General features: G+C 59.1%; 14 protein-coding genes. 11 read left to right on the forward strand and 3 right to left on the reverse strand.

What is annotated here, in order from left to right; all coding sequences use genetic code 11:
* The first annotated feature begins 342 nt into the window (after nucleotides 1–342).
* Nucleotides 343–789 (forward strand): azurin, encoded by a 447-nt coding sequence (gene azu / locus KGA83_RS13460; RefSeq protein ID WP_108218433.1) that lies wholly within the window; start codon nucleotides 343–345, stop codon nucleotides 787–789.
* A 151-nt stretch (nucleotides 790–940) separates the two neighbouring features.
* Here the strand turns inward: azu and nadE are convergent, their stop codons facing one another.
* From nadE to KGA83_RS13475, 3 genes are all read right to left on the reverse strand, one after another.
* Nucleotides 941–1,768 (reverse strand): ammonia-dependent NAD(+) synthetase, encoded by an 828-nt coding sequence (gene nadE / locus KGA83_RS13465; protein ID WP_218430967.1) that lies wholly within the window; start codon nucleotides 1,766–1,768, stop codon nucleotides 941–943.
* A 4-nt stretch (nucleotides 1,769–1,772) separates the two neighbouring features.
* Nucleotides 1,773–2,999: a nicotinate phosphoribosyltransferase gene (gene pncB / locus KGA83_RS13470; RefSeq protein ID WP_108218435.1), complete on the reverse strand. Its 1,227-nt coding sequence runs from the start codon at nucleotides 2,997–2,999 to the stop codon at nucleotides 1,773–1,775.
* Between the two features lie 205 nt (nucleotides 3,000–3,204).
* On the reverse strand, nucleotides 3,205–4,116 hold the full coding sequence (locus KGA83_RS13475; RefSeq protein WP_108218436.1) for a LysR family transcriptional regulator: 912 nt from the start codon (nucleotides 4,114–4,116) through the stop codon (nucleotides 3,205–3,207).
* Nucleotides 4,117–4,290: 174 nt separating this feature from the next.
* Between KGA83_RS13475 and KGA83_RS13480 the strand changes: the two genes are divergently transcribed.
* The 10 genes from KGA83_RS13480 to KGA83_RS13525 all read left to right on the forward strand — a co-directional run bounded on the left by KGA83_RS13480 (nucleotide 4,291) and on the right by KGA83_RS13525 (nucleotide 15,534).
* Complete coding sequence (locus KGA83_RS13480; protein WP_223529889.1) at nucleotides 4,291–5,781, forward strand: aldehyde dehydrogenase family protein; 1,491 nt, start codon at nucleotides 4,291–4,293, stop codon at nucleotides 5,779–5,781.
* A 153-nt stretch (nucleotides 5,782–5,934) separates the two neighbouring features.
* On the forward strand, nucleotides 5,935–7,218 hold the full coding sequence (locus tag KGA83_RS13485; RefSeq protein WP_108218438.1) for an NAD(P)/FAD-dependent oxidoreductase: 1,284 nt from the start codon (nucleotides 5,935–5,937) through the stop codon (nucleotides 7,216–7,218).
* Between the two features lie 363 nt (nucleotides 7,219–7,581).
* Nucleotides 7,582–8,715 (forward strand): branched-chain amino acid ABC transporter substrate-binding protein, encoded by a 1,134-nt coding sequence (locus KGA83_RS13490; RefSeq protein WP_108218439.1) that lies wholly within the window; start codon nucleotides 7,582–7,584, stop codon nucleotides 8,713–8,715.
* Between the two features lie 238 nt (nucleotides 8,716–8,953).
* Nucleotides 8,954–9,868 (forward strand): ABC transporter permease subunit, encoded by a 915-nt coding sequence (locus tag KGA83_RS13495; RefSeq protein WP_108218440.1) that lies wholly within the window; start codon nucleotides 8,954–8,956, stop codon nucleotides 9,866–9,868.
* Nucleotides 9,869–9,871: 3 nt separating this feature from the next.
* Nucleotides 9,872–11,155 carry a high-affinity branched-chain amino acid ABC transporter permease LivM gene (livM, locus tag KGA83_RS13500; RefSeq protein WP_108218441.1) on the forward strand — a complete coding sequence of 428 codons (1,284 nt, stop codon included), beginning with the start codon at nucleotides 9,872–9,874 and terminating at the stop codon, nucleotides 11,153–11,155.
* The gene (locus tag KGA83_RS13505; RefSeq protein ID WP_008001872.1) at nucleotides 11,152–12,027 is read left to right on the forward strand and encodes an ABC transporter ATP-binding protein; all 876 of its coding nucleotides are present in this window, start codon (nucleotides 11,152–11,154) and stop codon (nucleotides 12,025–12,027) included. The genes livM and KGA83_RS13505 overlap by 4 nt, the downstream gene beginning before the upstream one ends.
* Nucleotides 12,024–12,740 (forward strand): ABC transporter ATP-binding protein, encoded by a 717-nt coding sequence (locus KGA83_RS13510; RefSeq protein WP_007991194.1) that lies wholly within the window; start codon nucleotides 12,024–12,026, stop codon nucleotides 12,738–12,740. Before KGA83_RS13505 ends, KGA83_RS13510 begins: the two co-directional genes overlap by 4 nt.
* A gap of 317 nt (nucleotides 12,741–13,057) precedes the next feature.
* Nucleotides 13,058–13,360, forward strand: coding sequence for a hypothetical protein (locus tag KGA83_RS13515; RefSeq protein ID WP_108218442.1), 303 nt, complete (start codon nucleotides 13,058–13,060; stop codon nucleotides 13,358–13,360).
* A gap of 334 nt (nucleotides 13,361–13,694) precedes the next feature.
* Nucleotides 13,695–14,456 (forward strand): SDR family oxidoreductase, encoded by a 762-nt coding sequence (locus tag KGA83_RS13520; protein WP_108218443.1) that lies wholly within the window; start codon nucleotides 13,695–13,697, stop codon nucleotides 14,454–14,456.
* Nucleotides 14,457–14,628: 172 nt separating this feature from the next.
* A complete protein-coding gene (locus KGA83_RS13525; protein WP_108218444.1) occupies nucleotides 14,629–15,534 on the forward strand; it encodes a cation diffusion facilitator family transporter in 906 nt (301 codons plus the stop codon).
* Nucleotides 15,535–15,552 lie beyond the last annotated feature (18 nt).

The following is a 15,552-nucleotide window of genomic DNA, read 5'->3' on the forward strand; positions in this document are numbered from 1 at the left end:
CCTTGCTCCATGTTCGCTCAGGGCCACAGAGTAAAGGCAGGCGCACGGCACTCCAAGGGCTAGACTTGGTTTTCCGGGGTTTCGTACGTACCGCTGGCGCCGCAGGCGTAGGCGGCGAGCAAACTGCACAACAGGCTGTTGATCGACATGACAGGCGTTCCATTTGAAGGGGACGGCCTGATGATAGGCCCGGGCCAGACACTTGGCCGGTAGATATTTCGTATCGGCGTCATAGTCCAAAAGTTGTATACAATTTTTGATTCAAGTCATATGAACTTGCGAAGTTTTCAGGCAGTCTTCTGTTCGTTCGCGATTTCGTTAACCCTGCCTTGGAGATTCACCATGTTTGCCAAACTTGTTGCGGTATCCCTGTTGACACTGGCCAGCAGCCAATTGATGGCTGCCGAGTGCAAGACCACCATTGACTCCACCGATCAAATGTCCTTCAGCACCAAGGCCATTGAAATCGACAAGAGCTGCAAGACCTTCACTGTCGAGCTGACTCACACCGGCAGCTTGCCGAAGAACGTCATGGGCCATAACTGGGTGCTGAGTAAAGAAGCCGACATGCAGCCGATCGCCACCGACGGCCTGAGCGCTGGTATCGACAAGAACTACCTGAAAGAAGGCGACGCCCGCATCATCGCTCACACCAAGATCATCGGCGCTGGCGAGACAGACTCGGTGACCTTCGATGTGTCCAAGCTGGATGCCGCTGAAAAATATGGCTTCTTCTGCTCGTTCCCGGGCCACATCTCGATGATGAAAGGCACCGTGACCCTGAAGTAATCGAATCGCAGTCATAAAAAAAGCGTCCGTAGTGGACGCTTTTTTTTGCACTTGTAGGAGCTGCTGCAGGCTGCGATCTTTTGATCTTGAACATCAAAAGATCGCAGCCTCGTTTTACTCGACAGCTCCTACACGCTCCTGCGCGCAGGCGTTACGGCGCAAACGGCATCACGCGCTTGTGATGGGTCTTGTTGTACGTATCGACGATGATATTGAACGCCTCTTCACGCACCGGGTTGCCATGCAGGAATGCATCGATCTCGGCATAAGTCACGCCGTGGGAGGCTTCGTCCGGTTTGCCGGGTGACAGGTCTTCCAGATCGGCGGTCGGGACTTTCTCCACCAGCGACTCCGGCGCGCCGAAGCTGCGGGCGATGGCGCGGACCTGGTTTTTCACCAGGCCACTCAGTGGTGCCAGGTCGCAGGCGCCGTCACCGAATTTGGTGAAGAAACCCATCACCGCTTCCGCCGCGTGATCGGTGCCGATCACCAGGCCCTGGGTTGCGCCGGCGATGGTGTACTGGGCGACCATGCGCATGCGCGCCTTGGTGTTGCCGAGCACGAAGTCCACCGACACCGCATGTTTGCCTTCGAAGGCCGCCACTTCATTGGCCAGGGATTTGACCGCCGGGCCGATGTTCACGGTGTGGCGCTCGTCCGGTTTGATGAAGTCCACCGACGCCTGGGCGTCGTGCTCATCGAACTGGGTTTCGTAGGGCAGGCGCACGGCGATGAACTTATAGGCGGCATCACCGCTGCGCTGGCGCAGTTCACGGACGGCCCGTTGGGCCAGCAGGCCGGCGGTCAGGGAGTCGACACCGCCACTGATGCCCAGTACCAGGGTCTTGAGCCCGGAGTTGACCAGGCAGTCCTGAATGAAGGTCACCCGCCGGGCGACTTCGGCCTCAAGGGCGGCTTCGTCGGCGAATGGCGGCTGGACCTTGAGCTGTTCAGCAATCTCACGCTGTACGGCTTGCATGAATTCACTCCTTGTTTGATGTACTTGAAAGGGCGGCAGGAACCTGGAAAACGTGTCGCAGGTAAGCGACGAAATTCGGGTCTTTGCAGTGTGTCTTGCCTGGCTCGTCGGAGATCTTCGCCACCGGCTGGCCGTTGCAGGCGGCCATTTTAAGCACGATGTTCATCGGTTCGACACCCGGAATATCACAGGTCAGGTTGGTGCCGATGCCGAAGCTGACATTGATCCGACCGCGCAGCGCCCGGAATATCTCCAGGGACTTGGGCAGGGTCAGGCTGTCGGAGAACGTCAGTGTCTTGCTCATCGGGTCGATGCCGAGCTTGTGATAGTGGGCGATGGCTTTTTCCGCCCACAATACCGGATCGCCTGAATCGTGGCGCAAACCGTCGAAAAGCTTGGCGAAAAACAGATCGAAATCGCCGAGGAAGGCATCAATGGTGATGCAGTCGGTCAGGGCAATCCCCAGCAGGCCACGGTATTCGCGGACCCAGCAATCGAGGGCGGCGATCTGGCTGTCGATCAGCCGTGGGCCGAGTTGCTGGTGCGCCATGATCCACTCGTGGGCCATGGTGCCCAGCGGTTTCATGTCCAGCTCCCGGGACAGATGCACGTTGCTGGTGCCGACGAAGCGTCCGGGGAAGTCATGCTTGAGCACATTCACCACTTCTTCCTGTACGCGATACGAGAAGCGACGGCGCGTGCCGAAATCGGCCACCTGCAATTCGGACAATTCATCGCTGCTGGCATTGGCACTCAGCCAGTCGAACTTGCGGTAGAGCTGCTCGCGGGCCTGCTCCAGTACGATTTCACGGTAGCGATAGCGGTTGCGCACCTCGCTGACCAGCGCCAGCAGCGGCACTTCGAACAGGATCACATGCAGCCAAGGGCCCCGCAGGCGGATAAACAGCTCACCGTTTTCGATGCCGGTGTGGATGTAGCGCAGGTTAAAGCGGAACAACCCGAGAAAGCGCAGGAAATCCGGCTTCAGGAAGCTGATGCGCTCCAGAAAGCTCAATTGATCGGCGCTCAGGCTCAGTTCGGCCAAGCGCTCGATCTGGAAGCGGATTTCCGCCAGGTAGGGGCACAAGTCCTCGCTGTTGCGGCAACGAAACTCCCATTCGACTTCGACGTTCGGGTAGTTGTGCAGCACCGCCTGCATCATCGTCAGTTTGTAGAAGTCGGTGTCGAGCAGGTTCTGCACGATGCGATCGGCAAACACACTCTCGCTCATAACGGGAATCTCCAGCGTTGCAGCGGTATTGAACAATGGCGTTAGTGGCGCATATCAGTAGCAAGGAATGCCAGCGATTTTTTGGCCGCTGCAATTCCCCTGTGGGAGCGAGCCTGCTCGCGAATGCGGTTTGTCAGTCACATTGATGCTGGATGTGCCGACGCCTTCGCGAGCAGGCTCGCTCCCACAAGGAATGCGCCAAGGCTCAATGTTGTGGGGCATCCGGATTGTCGATCTGCTCCAGCATCCACTTCACGAAGTCCCGCACTTTGGGCACTTCCGCCGAGTGCTCCGGGTATGCAAGGTAATAGGCGTCCGTGCTGGGCATTGCATGCTGCCAGGGAATGACCAGCTTGCCGTCAGCCAGTTCCTCTTCCACCAGAAAGCGCGGTAGCAACGCCACGCCGCAACCGACCTGGGCGGCGCGGATGCACATGTAAAAGGTTTCGAAACGCGGACCGTGGTAGCTGTGCTCGGTGTGGTAGCCCTGATGCTCGAACCAGTCGTGCCAGGCCTGGGGGCGGGAGGCGTTTTGCAGCAGTACCAGATCGGACAGTTGCGTCGGATCGGTGAACGGTTGGGCAGGCAGGCTGCCCGGGGCGCATACCGGCACCAGCTCTTCGCCGAACAGCTTCAGGCATTCGGTGCCGGGTCGCGAGCCCTGGCCGAAGTAGAACGCCAGATCGCTGCGACCTTGCAACAGGTCGTCGGCCTCCTGTTCGCTGCACAGGTCCAGGTGGATCGACGGGTGCCGCAGACGCCAGCCTTTCAGGCGCGGCACCAGCCAGCGTGCGCCGAAGGTGGGAGGCGTCGAAACCCGCAGGACTTCTGTTTCGCCACCGTAGGAACGCAGGTAATGGGTCGACATCTCGACCTGCGTGAGGATTTTTCGCACCTCAACCAGATACAGATCGCCCGCCGGCGTCATCTGCAGGCGGCGGCGCACCCGGCGAAACAGCAGGTGTTGCAACAGCTCTTCGAGTTGCGCAACCTGTTTGCTCACGGCGCTTTGGGTCAGGTTCAACTCTTCGGCGGCCCGGGTGAAGCTCAAGTGCCGGGTGACGGCCTCGAAGCACTGCAACGCAGCGATCGATGGCAAGTAGCGTTTATTCAGCATGGGCGGTCCTTGGTTCTTGTTTCTTATTGCCAGCAATGCACAGCATGAATAAACGGAATGATATCTCTCTTAATGGTCGTTTGTTGAGTAACCTCCGGACAGCTAAAACTACAGGTCTGATCAGCCGTGAATTTCCGGCTGCACGTGTTCTGTCTTTTGCTTGAGGAGTGACCCATGGTTGCCGCATTGCTTGATCGTCTAGGTGTGAACCCGGCCCTGTACCAGAATGGCAAAGTGCCGGTGCATTCGCCGATCGATGGCAGCAGGATCGCTGCCGTGAACTGGGAAGGCGCTGCTGAAGTCGAGCAGCACATCAGTCGCGCAGATCATGCGTTCGAACTCTGGCGCAAGGTTCCGGCGCCGCGCCGTGGCGAACTGGTGCGACAACTGGGTGACATCCTGCGTGAATACAAGGCCGACCTCGGCGAGCTGGTGTCCTGGGAGGCTGGCAAGATCACCCAGGAAGGCCTGGGTGAAGTTCAGGAAATGATCGACATCTGCGACTTCGCCGTCGGTCTGTCGCGCCAGTTGTACGGCTTGACCATCGCCTCCGAGCGTCCAGGCCATCACATGCGTGAAACCTGGCATCCGCTGGGCGTCGTCGGCGTGATCAGCGCATTCAACTTCCCGGTCGCGGTCTGGGCCTGGAACGCCACGCTGGCACTGGTCTGCGGCAACCCGGTGATCTGGAAACCGTCGGAAAAGACTCCACTGACCGCACTGGCTTGCCAGGCGCTGTTCGATCGTGTGCTGAAGAACTTCAGCGATGCGCCACCGCACCTGAGCCAGGTGATCGTTGGCGGTCGCGATGCCGGCGAAGCCCTGGTCGATGATCCGCGTGTCGCGCTGGTCAGTGCCACCGGCAGCACCCGCATGGGCCGTGAAGTGGCGCCGAAAATCGCCGCACGTTTCGCCCGTAGCATCCTGGAGCTGGGCGGCAACAACGCAATGATCCTCGGCCCAAGCGCCGACCTGGACATGGCCGTTCGCGCGATCCTGTTCAGTGCCGTCGGCACCGCCGGTCAGCGCTGCACCACCCTGCGTCGCCTGATTGCCCATGAGTCGGTAAAAGAAGAAATCGTCACCCGCCTGAAAGCCGCGTACTCGAAAGTACGTATCGGCCATCCGCTGGAAGGCAACCTGATCGGCCCGCTGATCGACAAGCAAAGCTTCGACAACATGCAGGACGCGCTGGAACAGGCCTTGAGCGAAGGCGGCCGGGTGTTTGGCGGTGAGCGTCAGTTGGAAGACAAGTTCCCGAATGCCTACTACGTGTCGCCGGCCATCGTCGAAATGCCGGAGCAGAGCGATGTGGTCTGCCACGAAACCTTCGCCCCGATCCTGTACGTGGTTGGCTACAGCGATTTCCAGGAAGCCCTGCGCCTGAACAACGCCGTACCACAAGGCCTGTCCTCGTGCATCTTCACCACCGACGTGCGTGAAGCCGAGCAGTTCATGTCGGCGGTGGGCAGCGACTGTGGCATCGCCAACGTCAATATCGGCCCGAGCGGCGCTGAAATCGGTGGTGCATTTGGTGGCGAGAAAGAAACCGGCGGTGGTCGTGAATCCGGCTCCGATGCATGGCGCGGCTACATGCGCCGCCAGACCAACACCGTGAACTATTCGCTGGAGTTGCCGTTGGCGCAGGGTATTACGTTCGATTGATTCTCTAATCGAACAACATTCCCTTGTAGGAGCGAGCTCGCTCGCGAAAAACGTCAGGACAACGCGTTTATGCAGCAAGCACGCGTTATCGTTGACGTCCATCGCGAGCAAGCTCGCTCCTACAGTTTGTTAGGTTTCTGTTGGAGTCTGGCAATGCCGTTACGCGAAGAGTGTCTGTGGGAAAAACTGACGCCGCAAAGGCCGGACAATTCGGCCCTCAAGGGGGAGGTCAAAGTGGATGTCTGCGTCATCGGCGCCGGTTTTACCGGTTTGTCGGCGGCGGTGCATCTGCTGGAACAAGGCAAGACCGTTTGTGTGCTGGAGGCCCATCGCGCCGGCCACGGTGGTTCAGGGCGTAACGTCGGGCTGGTCAACGCCGGGATGTGGATTCCACCGGACGAGATCGAAGCCGGGTTTGGCACGCAAGTCGGCAGTCAGCTCAACCGCATGCTGGGTGCGGCACCATCCCTGGTGTTCAGCCTGGTGGACAAGTACGACATCGATTGCCAGTTGCGCCGCGAAGGCACGCTGCACATGGCGCACAACGCCCGTGGGGAAGCCGACTTGCGCAGTCGTGAAGAACAATGGAAACGCCGCGGGGCGCCGGTGGAATTGCTCACTGGTCAGGCCTGCGAACAAGCGACGGGCACGAAAAAGATCGCCGCCGCGCTGCTCGATCGCCGCGCCGGCACGCTCAACCCGATGGCCTACACCACGGGGCTGGCCAAAGCGACCATCGGCCTGGGCGGTCAATTGTTCGATCATTCCCCGGTCACCCGACTCGAACGTCAGGGCCAGCGTTGGTCAGTGCAAACCGCCCAGGGTTCGGTCATGGCTGAGAAAGTGGTGATTGCCTCCAATGCCTACACCGAAGGCGACTGGACGGAGCTGCGGCGCAATTTCTTCCCTGGGTATTACTACCAGGTGGCTTCGGCCCCGCTGACTGAAGAGGCTGCCCGGCAAATTCTTCCCGGCGGCCAGGGGTCCTGGGACACCCGCCAGGTATTGAGCAGTATTCGTCGGGATAAAGACGGACGCCTGCTGCTGGGCAGTCTCGGTAATGGCAATCAGAAACCGGCCTGGTTTCTCAAGGCCTGGGCCGACCGGGTACAGCAACACTATTTCCCGTACCTCAAACCGGTGGAGTGGGAGTGCACCTGGACCGGTTGCATCGCCTTTACCCCCGATCATTTGATGCGCCTGTTCGAACCAGCGCCCGGTTTGGTGGCAGTCACCGGCTACAACGGGCGGGGCGTGACCACGGGAACGGTGGTCGGCAAGGCCTTCGCCGATTACCTGTGTAACGGAAATCCTCAAGCGCTACCGATTCCTTTCGCGCCCATGCAGCCATTGGCCGGGGTGGGGTTGCGCAGCTGTCTGTATGAGGCGGGATTCTCGCTGTATCACGCAGGCCAGTGCCTGCGGATCGTGATCTGAAGGTTGATTTTTGCAGTGGGAAGCGGCGCTTTTTCGATCTGCGGCTAGCCTGTAGTGGTGCGGGTTGTAGCAGTCCCGCACCAGCAGTGTGCACTTCGGTGACGCACGATGTTACAGGCTGGTTGCACGTCGTTTAAAGCCGCGGTTGCAATGATGGCGCAGGCGGGTTGCGCCTCAAAAAAATAATGGTTCTACCTTCCGCGGTTTAGACGGTTGCACGCCCAATGAAAATGGGCCCGAAACAGTCGAAATAACAAGAAAGCAGCGACTTTTTTCAGAATAAAAAACCGATGGCACGGCCCTTGCTCTGAGCATTCAGTGAAGTCGCAGTGCCAATTAAAAAAAACCATGGAGCACCACCTCATGTCCCAGACGTTTTACAAGAAAGGCTTTCTGGCCCTCGCAGTGGCAACTGCGCTGGGTGTTTCTGCGTTTGCTCAGGCTGACATCAAGATCGGCGTAGCGGGACCAATGACAGGCGCCAACGCGGCATTTGGCGAACAGTACATGAAGGGTGCACAGGCGGCGGCCGACGCGGTCAACGCAGCGGGCGGCGTGAACGGGGAAAAAATCGTACTGGTCAAGGGCGATGACGCCTGCGAACCGAAGCAGGCCGTGACAGTCGCCAAGGACCTGACCGAAAAGAAAGTCGTTGGTGTGGTAGGCCATTTCTGCTCCTCGTCGACCATCCCGGCCTCCGAGATCTACGACGAAGCCGGCATCATCACGATCACCCCGGGTTCCACCAACCCCAAGGTCACCGAGCGCGGCCTGAGTGCCATGTTCCGCATGTGCGGGCGTGACGACCAGCAAGGTATCGTGGCTGGCGACTATGTCGTCGACGTGCTCAAGGGCAAGAAAGTCGCCGTACTGCACGACAAGGACACCTACGGTCAGGGTCTGGCGGACGCCACCAAGGCTCAGTTGGAAAAACGCGGCGTGAAGCCTGTGCTGTACGAGGGTCTGACCCGCGGCGAGAAAGACTTCAGTGCCGTCGTCACCAAGATCCGTGCGGCCGGTGCCGACGTAGTCTACTTCGGCGGCTTGCACCCGGAAGCCGGTCCACTGGTTCGGCAGCTGCGTGAACAGGGCCTCAAAGACGTCAAGTTCATGTCCGATGACGGCATCGTGACTGACGAACTGGTGACCACCGCCGGTGGCCCACAGAACGTTGATGGCGTACTGATGACCTTCGGCGCCGACCCACGCCTGCTGCCAGACAGCAAGACCGTGGTAGACGCTTTCCGCAAGGCCGGCACCGAACCTGAAGGCTACACCCTGTACGCCTACGCATCGGTCCAGACCCTCGCTGCCGCCTTCAACGGCGCCAAGTCCAACAAGGGCGAAGACGCTGCTGCCTGGCTGAAGAAGAACCCGGTCAAGACCGTCATGGGCGAGAAGACCTGGGACAGCAAGGGTGACCTGAAAGTCTCCGACTACGTGGTTTACCAGTGGGACAAGGAAGGCAAATACCACCAGCTGGAAACACAGAAGTAAGGGCTGACTCAATCGGGTGCCCTCCAGATCCCTTGCAGGAGCGGGCTTGCCTACGAAGGCGGACATGCAGACGACAACCTGGTCGAATGTTCAACCGCTTTCGCTGGCAAGCCAGCTCCTACAGGGGGCGGTGGTGGCCTGCCTGATCGTGGCTGACATTGCTCCGACGTAAATCTGTATTTTCCTTAGAAGAACCGCACAGCCACATGTGCAGGTTCTCATTGCGTGAGATTGCGTTATGGATGGTATTTTCCTGCAGCAACTGGTCAACGGCCTGACCCTAGGGTCGGTCTATGGCCTGATCGCCATCGGCTACACAATGGTCTATGGCATCATCGGCATGATCAACTTCGCCCACGGCGAGGTTTACATGATTTCCGCTTACCTCGCGGCAATCAGTCTGGCTCTGCTGGCATACTTCGGTATTGAATCCTTCCCTCTGTTGATGCTCGGCACACTGATCTTCACCATCGTCGTCACGGCAGTGTATGGCTGGGTCATCGAGCGTGTTGCCTACAAACCCCTGCGTAACTCCACCCGACTGGCCCCACTGATCAGCGCCATCGGCATCTCGCTGATCCTGCAAAACTATGCACAGATCGCCCAGGGTGCCCGCCAACAAGGCGTTCCGACACTGCTGACGGGTGCATGGCGAGTAGACGTCGGGACCGGCTTCGTCCAGCTCACTTACACCAAGATCTTCATTCTGGTCGCAGCGTTTGTCGGGATGGGCCTGCTGACCTATGTCATCAAGTACACCAAGCTCGGCCGCATGTGCCGCGCGACCCAGCAAGACCGCAAGATGGCCTCGATCCTGGGGATCAACACCGACCGCATCATTTCGTACGTGTTCATCATTGGTGCGGCGATGGCGGCCCTGGCCGGCGTGCTGATCACCATGAACTACGGCACGTTCGACTTCTATGCAGGCTTTGTCATCGGCATCAAGGCGTTCACCGCCGCGGTGCTCGGCGGGATTGGCTCGCTACCCGGCGCCATGCTCGGCGGGATCATCCTCGGCATCTCCGAGTCGCTGTTCTCCGGTCTGGTCAACTCGGACTACAAAGACGTCTTCAGCTTCTCGCTGCTGGTTCTCGTTCTGGTCTTTCGGCCCCAAGGCCTGCTCGGCCGTCCTCTTGTGTCGAAGGTGTAAGCGATGTCTTCAACCACTGAAAAAACCATTGATATCAAAAGAAGCCTGGTTGACGCGATTCTTGCCGGCCTCGTGGCCCTGATTGTGTTCGGCCCGATTGTCGGCATCGTCCTCGACGGCTACGGCTTCAACTTGCAGCCCACTCGCGTGGCCTGGATTGTCGCTATTGTCATGGCCGGTCGTTTTGCCTTGAGCCTGTTCCTGCAAACCCCAAAGGGCCTGAGAATTCTCGAGGGCTTTGAAACCACCGGCTCCGGGGTTCATGTACTGGCGCCTGACTACAAATCCCGGTTGCGCTGGATCATCCCGCTGCTGATTGTCATCGCCGTGGTGTTCCCGTTTTTCTCCAACTCCTACCTGCTGGGCGTGGTCATCCTCGGGCTGATCTACGTATTGCTGGGGCTGGGTTTGAACATTGTGGTCGGCCTGGCCGGCCTGCTCGACCTGGGTTACGTGGCGTTCTACGCCATCGGCGCCTACGGCCTGGCGCTCGGTTATCAATACCTGGGGTTGGGTTTCTGGACGGTGTTGCCACTGGCGGCGATCACCGCCGGCCTGGCCGGTTGCATCCTCGGTTTCCCGGTGCTGCGCCTGCACGGTGACTACCTGGCGATCGTGACCCTGGGCTTCGGTGAAATCATTCGGTTGATCCTCAATAACTGGCTGTCCCTGACCGGCGGCCCGAATGGCATGGCAGCGCCGTTGCCAACCTTCTTCGGCATCGAGTTCGGAAAAAGGGCGAAAGAAGGCGGGGTGCCGTTCCATGAGTTCTTCGGTATCGCCTACAACCCTGACGTGAAGTACTACTTCATCTACGCCGTGTTGTTCCTGGTGGTCCTGGCCGTGCTGCACATCAAGCATCGCCTGACCCGCATGCCTGTCGGCCGCGCCTGGGAAGCCCTGCGCGAAGACGAAATTGCCTGCCGCTCCATGGGCCTGAACCACGTACTGGTCAAGCTCTCGGCATTCACCATCGGTGCTTCGACTGCCGGGCTGGCCGGAGTGTTCTTCGCCACTTACCAGGGCTTCGTCAATCCGACGTCGTTCACTTTCTTTGAGTCGGCGCTGATCCTTGCCATCGTAGTACTCGGCGGCATGGGCTCGACCATAGGTGTCGTCATCGCGGCATTCGTGCTGACCGTGGCTCCGGAACTGCTGCGTGGCTTCGCCGAATACCGCGTGCTGCTGTTCGGCATCCTGATGGTATTGATGATGATCTGGCGACCGCGCGGCCTGATTCGGATCAGCCGTACCGGTGTGACCCCGCGTAAAGGAGTAGCGCCATGAGCGAAGTCGTACTCAGTGTCGAAAAGCTGATGATGCACTTCGGCGGCATCAAGGCGTTGAACGATGTCAGCCTGAAAGTCCACCGCAATTCGATCTTCGCCCTGATCGGGCCCAACGGCGCCGGCAAAACCACAGTGTTCAACTGCCTGACCGGGTTCTACAAGGCCTCCGGCGGCAAGATCGAACTCAATGTGCGTGGTCAGCAGACGAACGTCATCAAATTGCTGGGTGAATCGTTCAAACCGACCGATTTCGTGTCGCCTAAATCGTTCGCCAGTCGGCTGTTCTACAAGGCGTTCGGCGGCACCCACCTGGTGAACCGCGCCGGACTGGCGCGTACGTTCCAGAACATTCGCCTGTTCAAGGAAATGTCGGTGCTGGAAAACCTGCTGGTGGCACAGCACATGTGGGTCAACCGCAGCATGCTGGCCGGCATCCTCAATACCAAGGGCTACCGCAAGGCCGAAAGCGATGCGCTGGACCACGCGTTCTACTGGCTGGAGGTGGTGGACCTGGTGGATTGCGCCAATCGCCTGGCCGGTGAACTGTCCTACGGCCAGCAACGCCGCCTGGAAATCGCCCGTGCCATGTGCACCCGTCCGCAGATCATCTGCCTTGACGAGCCGGCCGCCGGCCTCAACCCCCAGGAAACCGAAGCGCTGAGCGCGATGATCCGGCTGCTGCGCGACGAGCACGATCTGACCGTGGTGCTGATCGAACACGACATGGGCATGGTAATGAGCATTTCCGATCACATCGTGGTGCTGGACCACGGCATCGTCATCGCCGAGGGCGGACCCGATGCGATTCGTAACGACCCGAAAGTGATTGCGGCCTACCTGGGCGCCGATGAAGAGGAAGTGGTGCTATGAGCAAACCCATCCTCGAACTCAAGGAACTGGATGTGTTTTACGGGCCGATCCAGGCCCTGAAGAAAGTCTCGCTGCACATCAAGGAAGGGGAAACCGTCAGCCTGATCGGCTCCAACGGCGCCGGCAAGTCGACCCTGTTGATGTCGATCTTCGGCCAGCCGCGGGCGGCGGACGGGCAGATCCTCTATCAGGGTGTGGACATCACCCACAAGTCGTCCCACTACATCGCCTCCAACGGCATCGCGCAATCGCCGGAAGGGCGGCGGGTGTTTCCCGACATGACCGTCGAGGAGAACCTGCTGATGGGCACCATCCCTATCGGTGACAAGTACGCCAAGGAAGACATGCAACGCATGTTCGAGCTGTTCCCGCGGCTCGAAGAGCGGCGCACCCAGCGGGCGATGACCATGTCTGGCGGCGAGCAGCAAATGCTCGCCATCGCCCGGGCACTGATGAGCCGGCCCAAGTTGCTGCTGCTCGATGAGCCGAGCCTGGGTCTGGCGCCGATTGTGGTGAAACAGATCTTCGCGACACTGCGGGAACTGGCCAAGACCGGCATGACCATCTTTCTGGTGGAGCAGAACGCCAACCACGCCCTGCGGTTGTCGGACCGGGCGTACGTGATGGTCAACGGCGAAATCCGGATGACGGGTACCGGCAAAGAATTGCTGGTCAACGAGGACGTGCGTAACGCCTATCTCGGCGGGCACTGAGTTTCAGTGGTTATGCACAAGCCCCTGCGCGCAATCGCCGGGGCTTTTTTGTCTCTCAAATCCACCAATCCCCCTGTAGGAGCAGCCGGTCGACGCTCGATTGCTCGCGAAGGATTCAAGGGCAACGCGTTTTTCCAGAATGCGCGCGTTTTCGTTAACGTCCATCGCGAGCAAGCTCGCTCCTACAGAGTTTTGTGGCGGGCCCCGAGGAATTGTGGAAAACAATATTCCCAAGCTCGCAAAGCGCGACATAAAGCCGCTGCAAATAGTTGTTTTGTCACAGTTTTGACTTGTCCCCGTTTGCTGTGGAGCCGGCTGTGAATAACGTGGGAGTAGCTGGCTGTAGGCCTTTAAAGCCGTGGCTTGTAGAGGTGTGGTTGTTTTTTGAACAGGTGCTTTTGCGCAACTTCAAGGCCGCTTTGTCAACCTTTTTGTTCGGGACGAAAGTGCGTGGAATCGGCATGGACAAGCCTGTGGATAAGTCTGTGACTAAACTCTGGAAAGACCCGGCTGAAGGCCGTGGTTACTGGCTTGGCGCCATCGCGGGTTTGACCCGTCAGTCGCGAAAATGGCCAAGGGCTACACAGCTGGCGGTTGAGGGTCAAGCAAAAAAGTTTTAAAACCCCGCGCAAAGCCGTGTGGATAGCGGCTTGCAGCTTTTCCACTTGCCCCCAAAGACTGTGGACCGGCCTGTGGATAACGTGCGCGCACATGGCTGCAGGCCACGTTGGTCGAGGGCTTGCAAGGATTGATCGATTTTTATACAGAAAGTGCGGTGAACGTAGGAGCTGCCGCAGGCTGCGATCTTTTCCACAGGCGCACGGCAAGATCAAAGGATCGCAGCCTGCGGCAGCTCCTACGGGGCAAAGGTTGCCGGTATGAGCGTGGCCGGGCATGCTGCCTGCTGATTTTCTATTCCAATGGCTGGCGATCAGCCGAAGCAAGGAGAACACGATGTCCAACACCCTGTTTATTACCGGCGCGACTTCCGGTTTTGGTGAAGCCTGTGCCCGTCGTTTTGCCGAGGCCGGCTGGAAACTGGTGCTGACTGGCCGTCGTGAAGAGCGTCTCAATGCGCTGTGCGCCGAACTGTCGAAGCAGACCGAAGTCCATGGCCTGGTGCTCGATGTGCGTGATCGCAAGGCCATGGAAGAGGCGATTGCCAATCTGCCGCCATCCTTCGCCAAACTGCGCGGGTTGATCAACAACGCCGGGCTGGCCCTGGGCGTTGACCCGGCGCCCAAGTGCGACCTGGACGATTGGGACACCATGGTCGATACCAACGTCAAAGGCCTGATGTATAGCACCCGTCTGCTGTTGCCACGCCTGATCGCCCACGGTCGTGGTGCCGGCATCGTCAACCTGGGGTCCATCGCCGGCAACTACCCGTACCCGGGCAGCCACGTGTATGGCGCGACCAAGGCGTTCGTCAAACAGTTCTCCCTGAACCTGCGCTGCGACCTGCAAGGCACGGGCGTACGGGTCAGCAACATCGAGCCGGGCCTGTGCGAGAGTGAGTTCTCGCTGGTGCGTTTTGCCGGTGACCAGGAGCGCTACAACGCCACCTACGCCGGCGCTGAGCCGATTCAGCCACAAGATATCGCCGAGACCATTTTCTGGGTCCTCAATGCGCCAGCGCACATCAACATCAACAGCCTGGAGCTGATGCCGGTGAGCCAGACCTGGTCCGGGTTTGCTATCGAGCGCAAGTCTTAAGACCGCATAATGGCCTTTCGCGAGCAGGCTCGCTCCCACATGGATCGCATTGAACCTGTGGGAGCGAGCCTGCTCGCGAAGGGGCCGGAATTGGCAGTGGAAGGCATCAGCTAGACTCCTTCCTCAAGCAGCCCGCCACACCCGGCGGTCTAGAGGTTTTAGAGGAGATCAAGTGAGTAATCGAGGCGAGCAGTCGCTGCTCAAGCAATCGACCTTCCTGATGCTCGCCGTGACATTCGCCGGGATCATCACCGGTTTTGTTTCGGGCGCCCAATCCATCCTGTTCGATGGCTTTTTTTCGTTGATCGCGGCCTTCATCAAGGTCCTGATGCTGATCACCGCGAGGTTGATCGCCAAGGAAAGCAACCAGCGCTTCCAGTTCGGTTACTGGCACCTGGAACCCATGGTGCTGCTGATCGAAGGCAGTTTCCTGTTCCTGGTTGCCATTTATGCCTTTCTCAACGGTGTGTTCGGCATCATCAGTGGTGGCCGCGAGGTCGAGCTCGGCCTGGTGATCCTCTACGCGGCGGTGTTCACCGTCGTTGAGCTGATTTATTTTTTCTACGTCCGCCATCGCAATCGCACACTCAAATCATCGCTGATCCAGTTCGACAACATCAGTTGGCTGGTGGACGCGATGCTATCGGCGGGACTGCTGGTGAGTTTCCTGATCGCGCTGCTGCTCAAGACTCAGGGTTACGACAAGTGGGCAGTGTATGTCGACCCGATGATTCTGATTCTGCTGGCCCTGGGCATGCTTCCTCCAGCGTTCAAAATCCTCGGGCCGGCATTGCGCGATGTGTTGGGGATCGTCCCGGATCAACTGGACGACAAGGTGCGTCGGGTGATGGAGGTGGCGAAGGTCGAGCATGGCTTCGACGACTACATTTCCTACGTGCAGAAACACGGCAGGGCCTGTTTTATCGAGATTCACATCGTATTGCCGAAGGATTACTGGCTAGACGGAATAGGGCAGCTGGACAGTTTGCGCGAGGAGATTTCCGCGAAGCTCGGTAAGCCGGATGCAGCGCGATGGCTGACCATCAGTTTTACCGGGGATCGCAAGTGGACCGAGTGACTGGATTGCCCCAGGCCA

It is taken from the genome of Pseudomonas sp. GL-R-19, assembly GCF_019956375.1.
Classification (GTDB): Bacteria; Pseudomonadota; Gammaproteobacteria; order Pseudomonadales; family Pseudomonadaceae; genus Aquipseudomonas.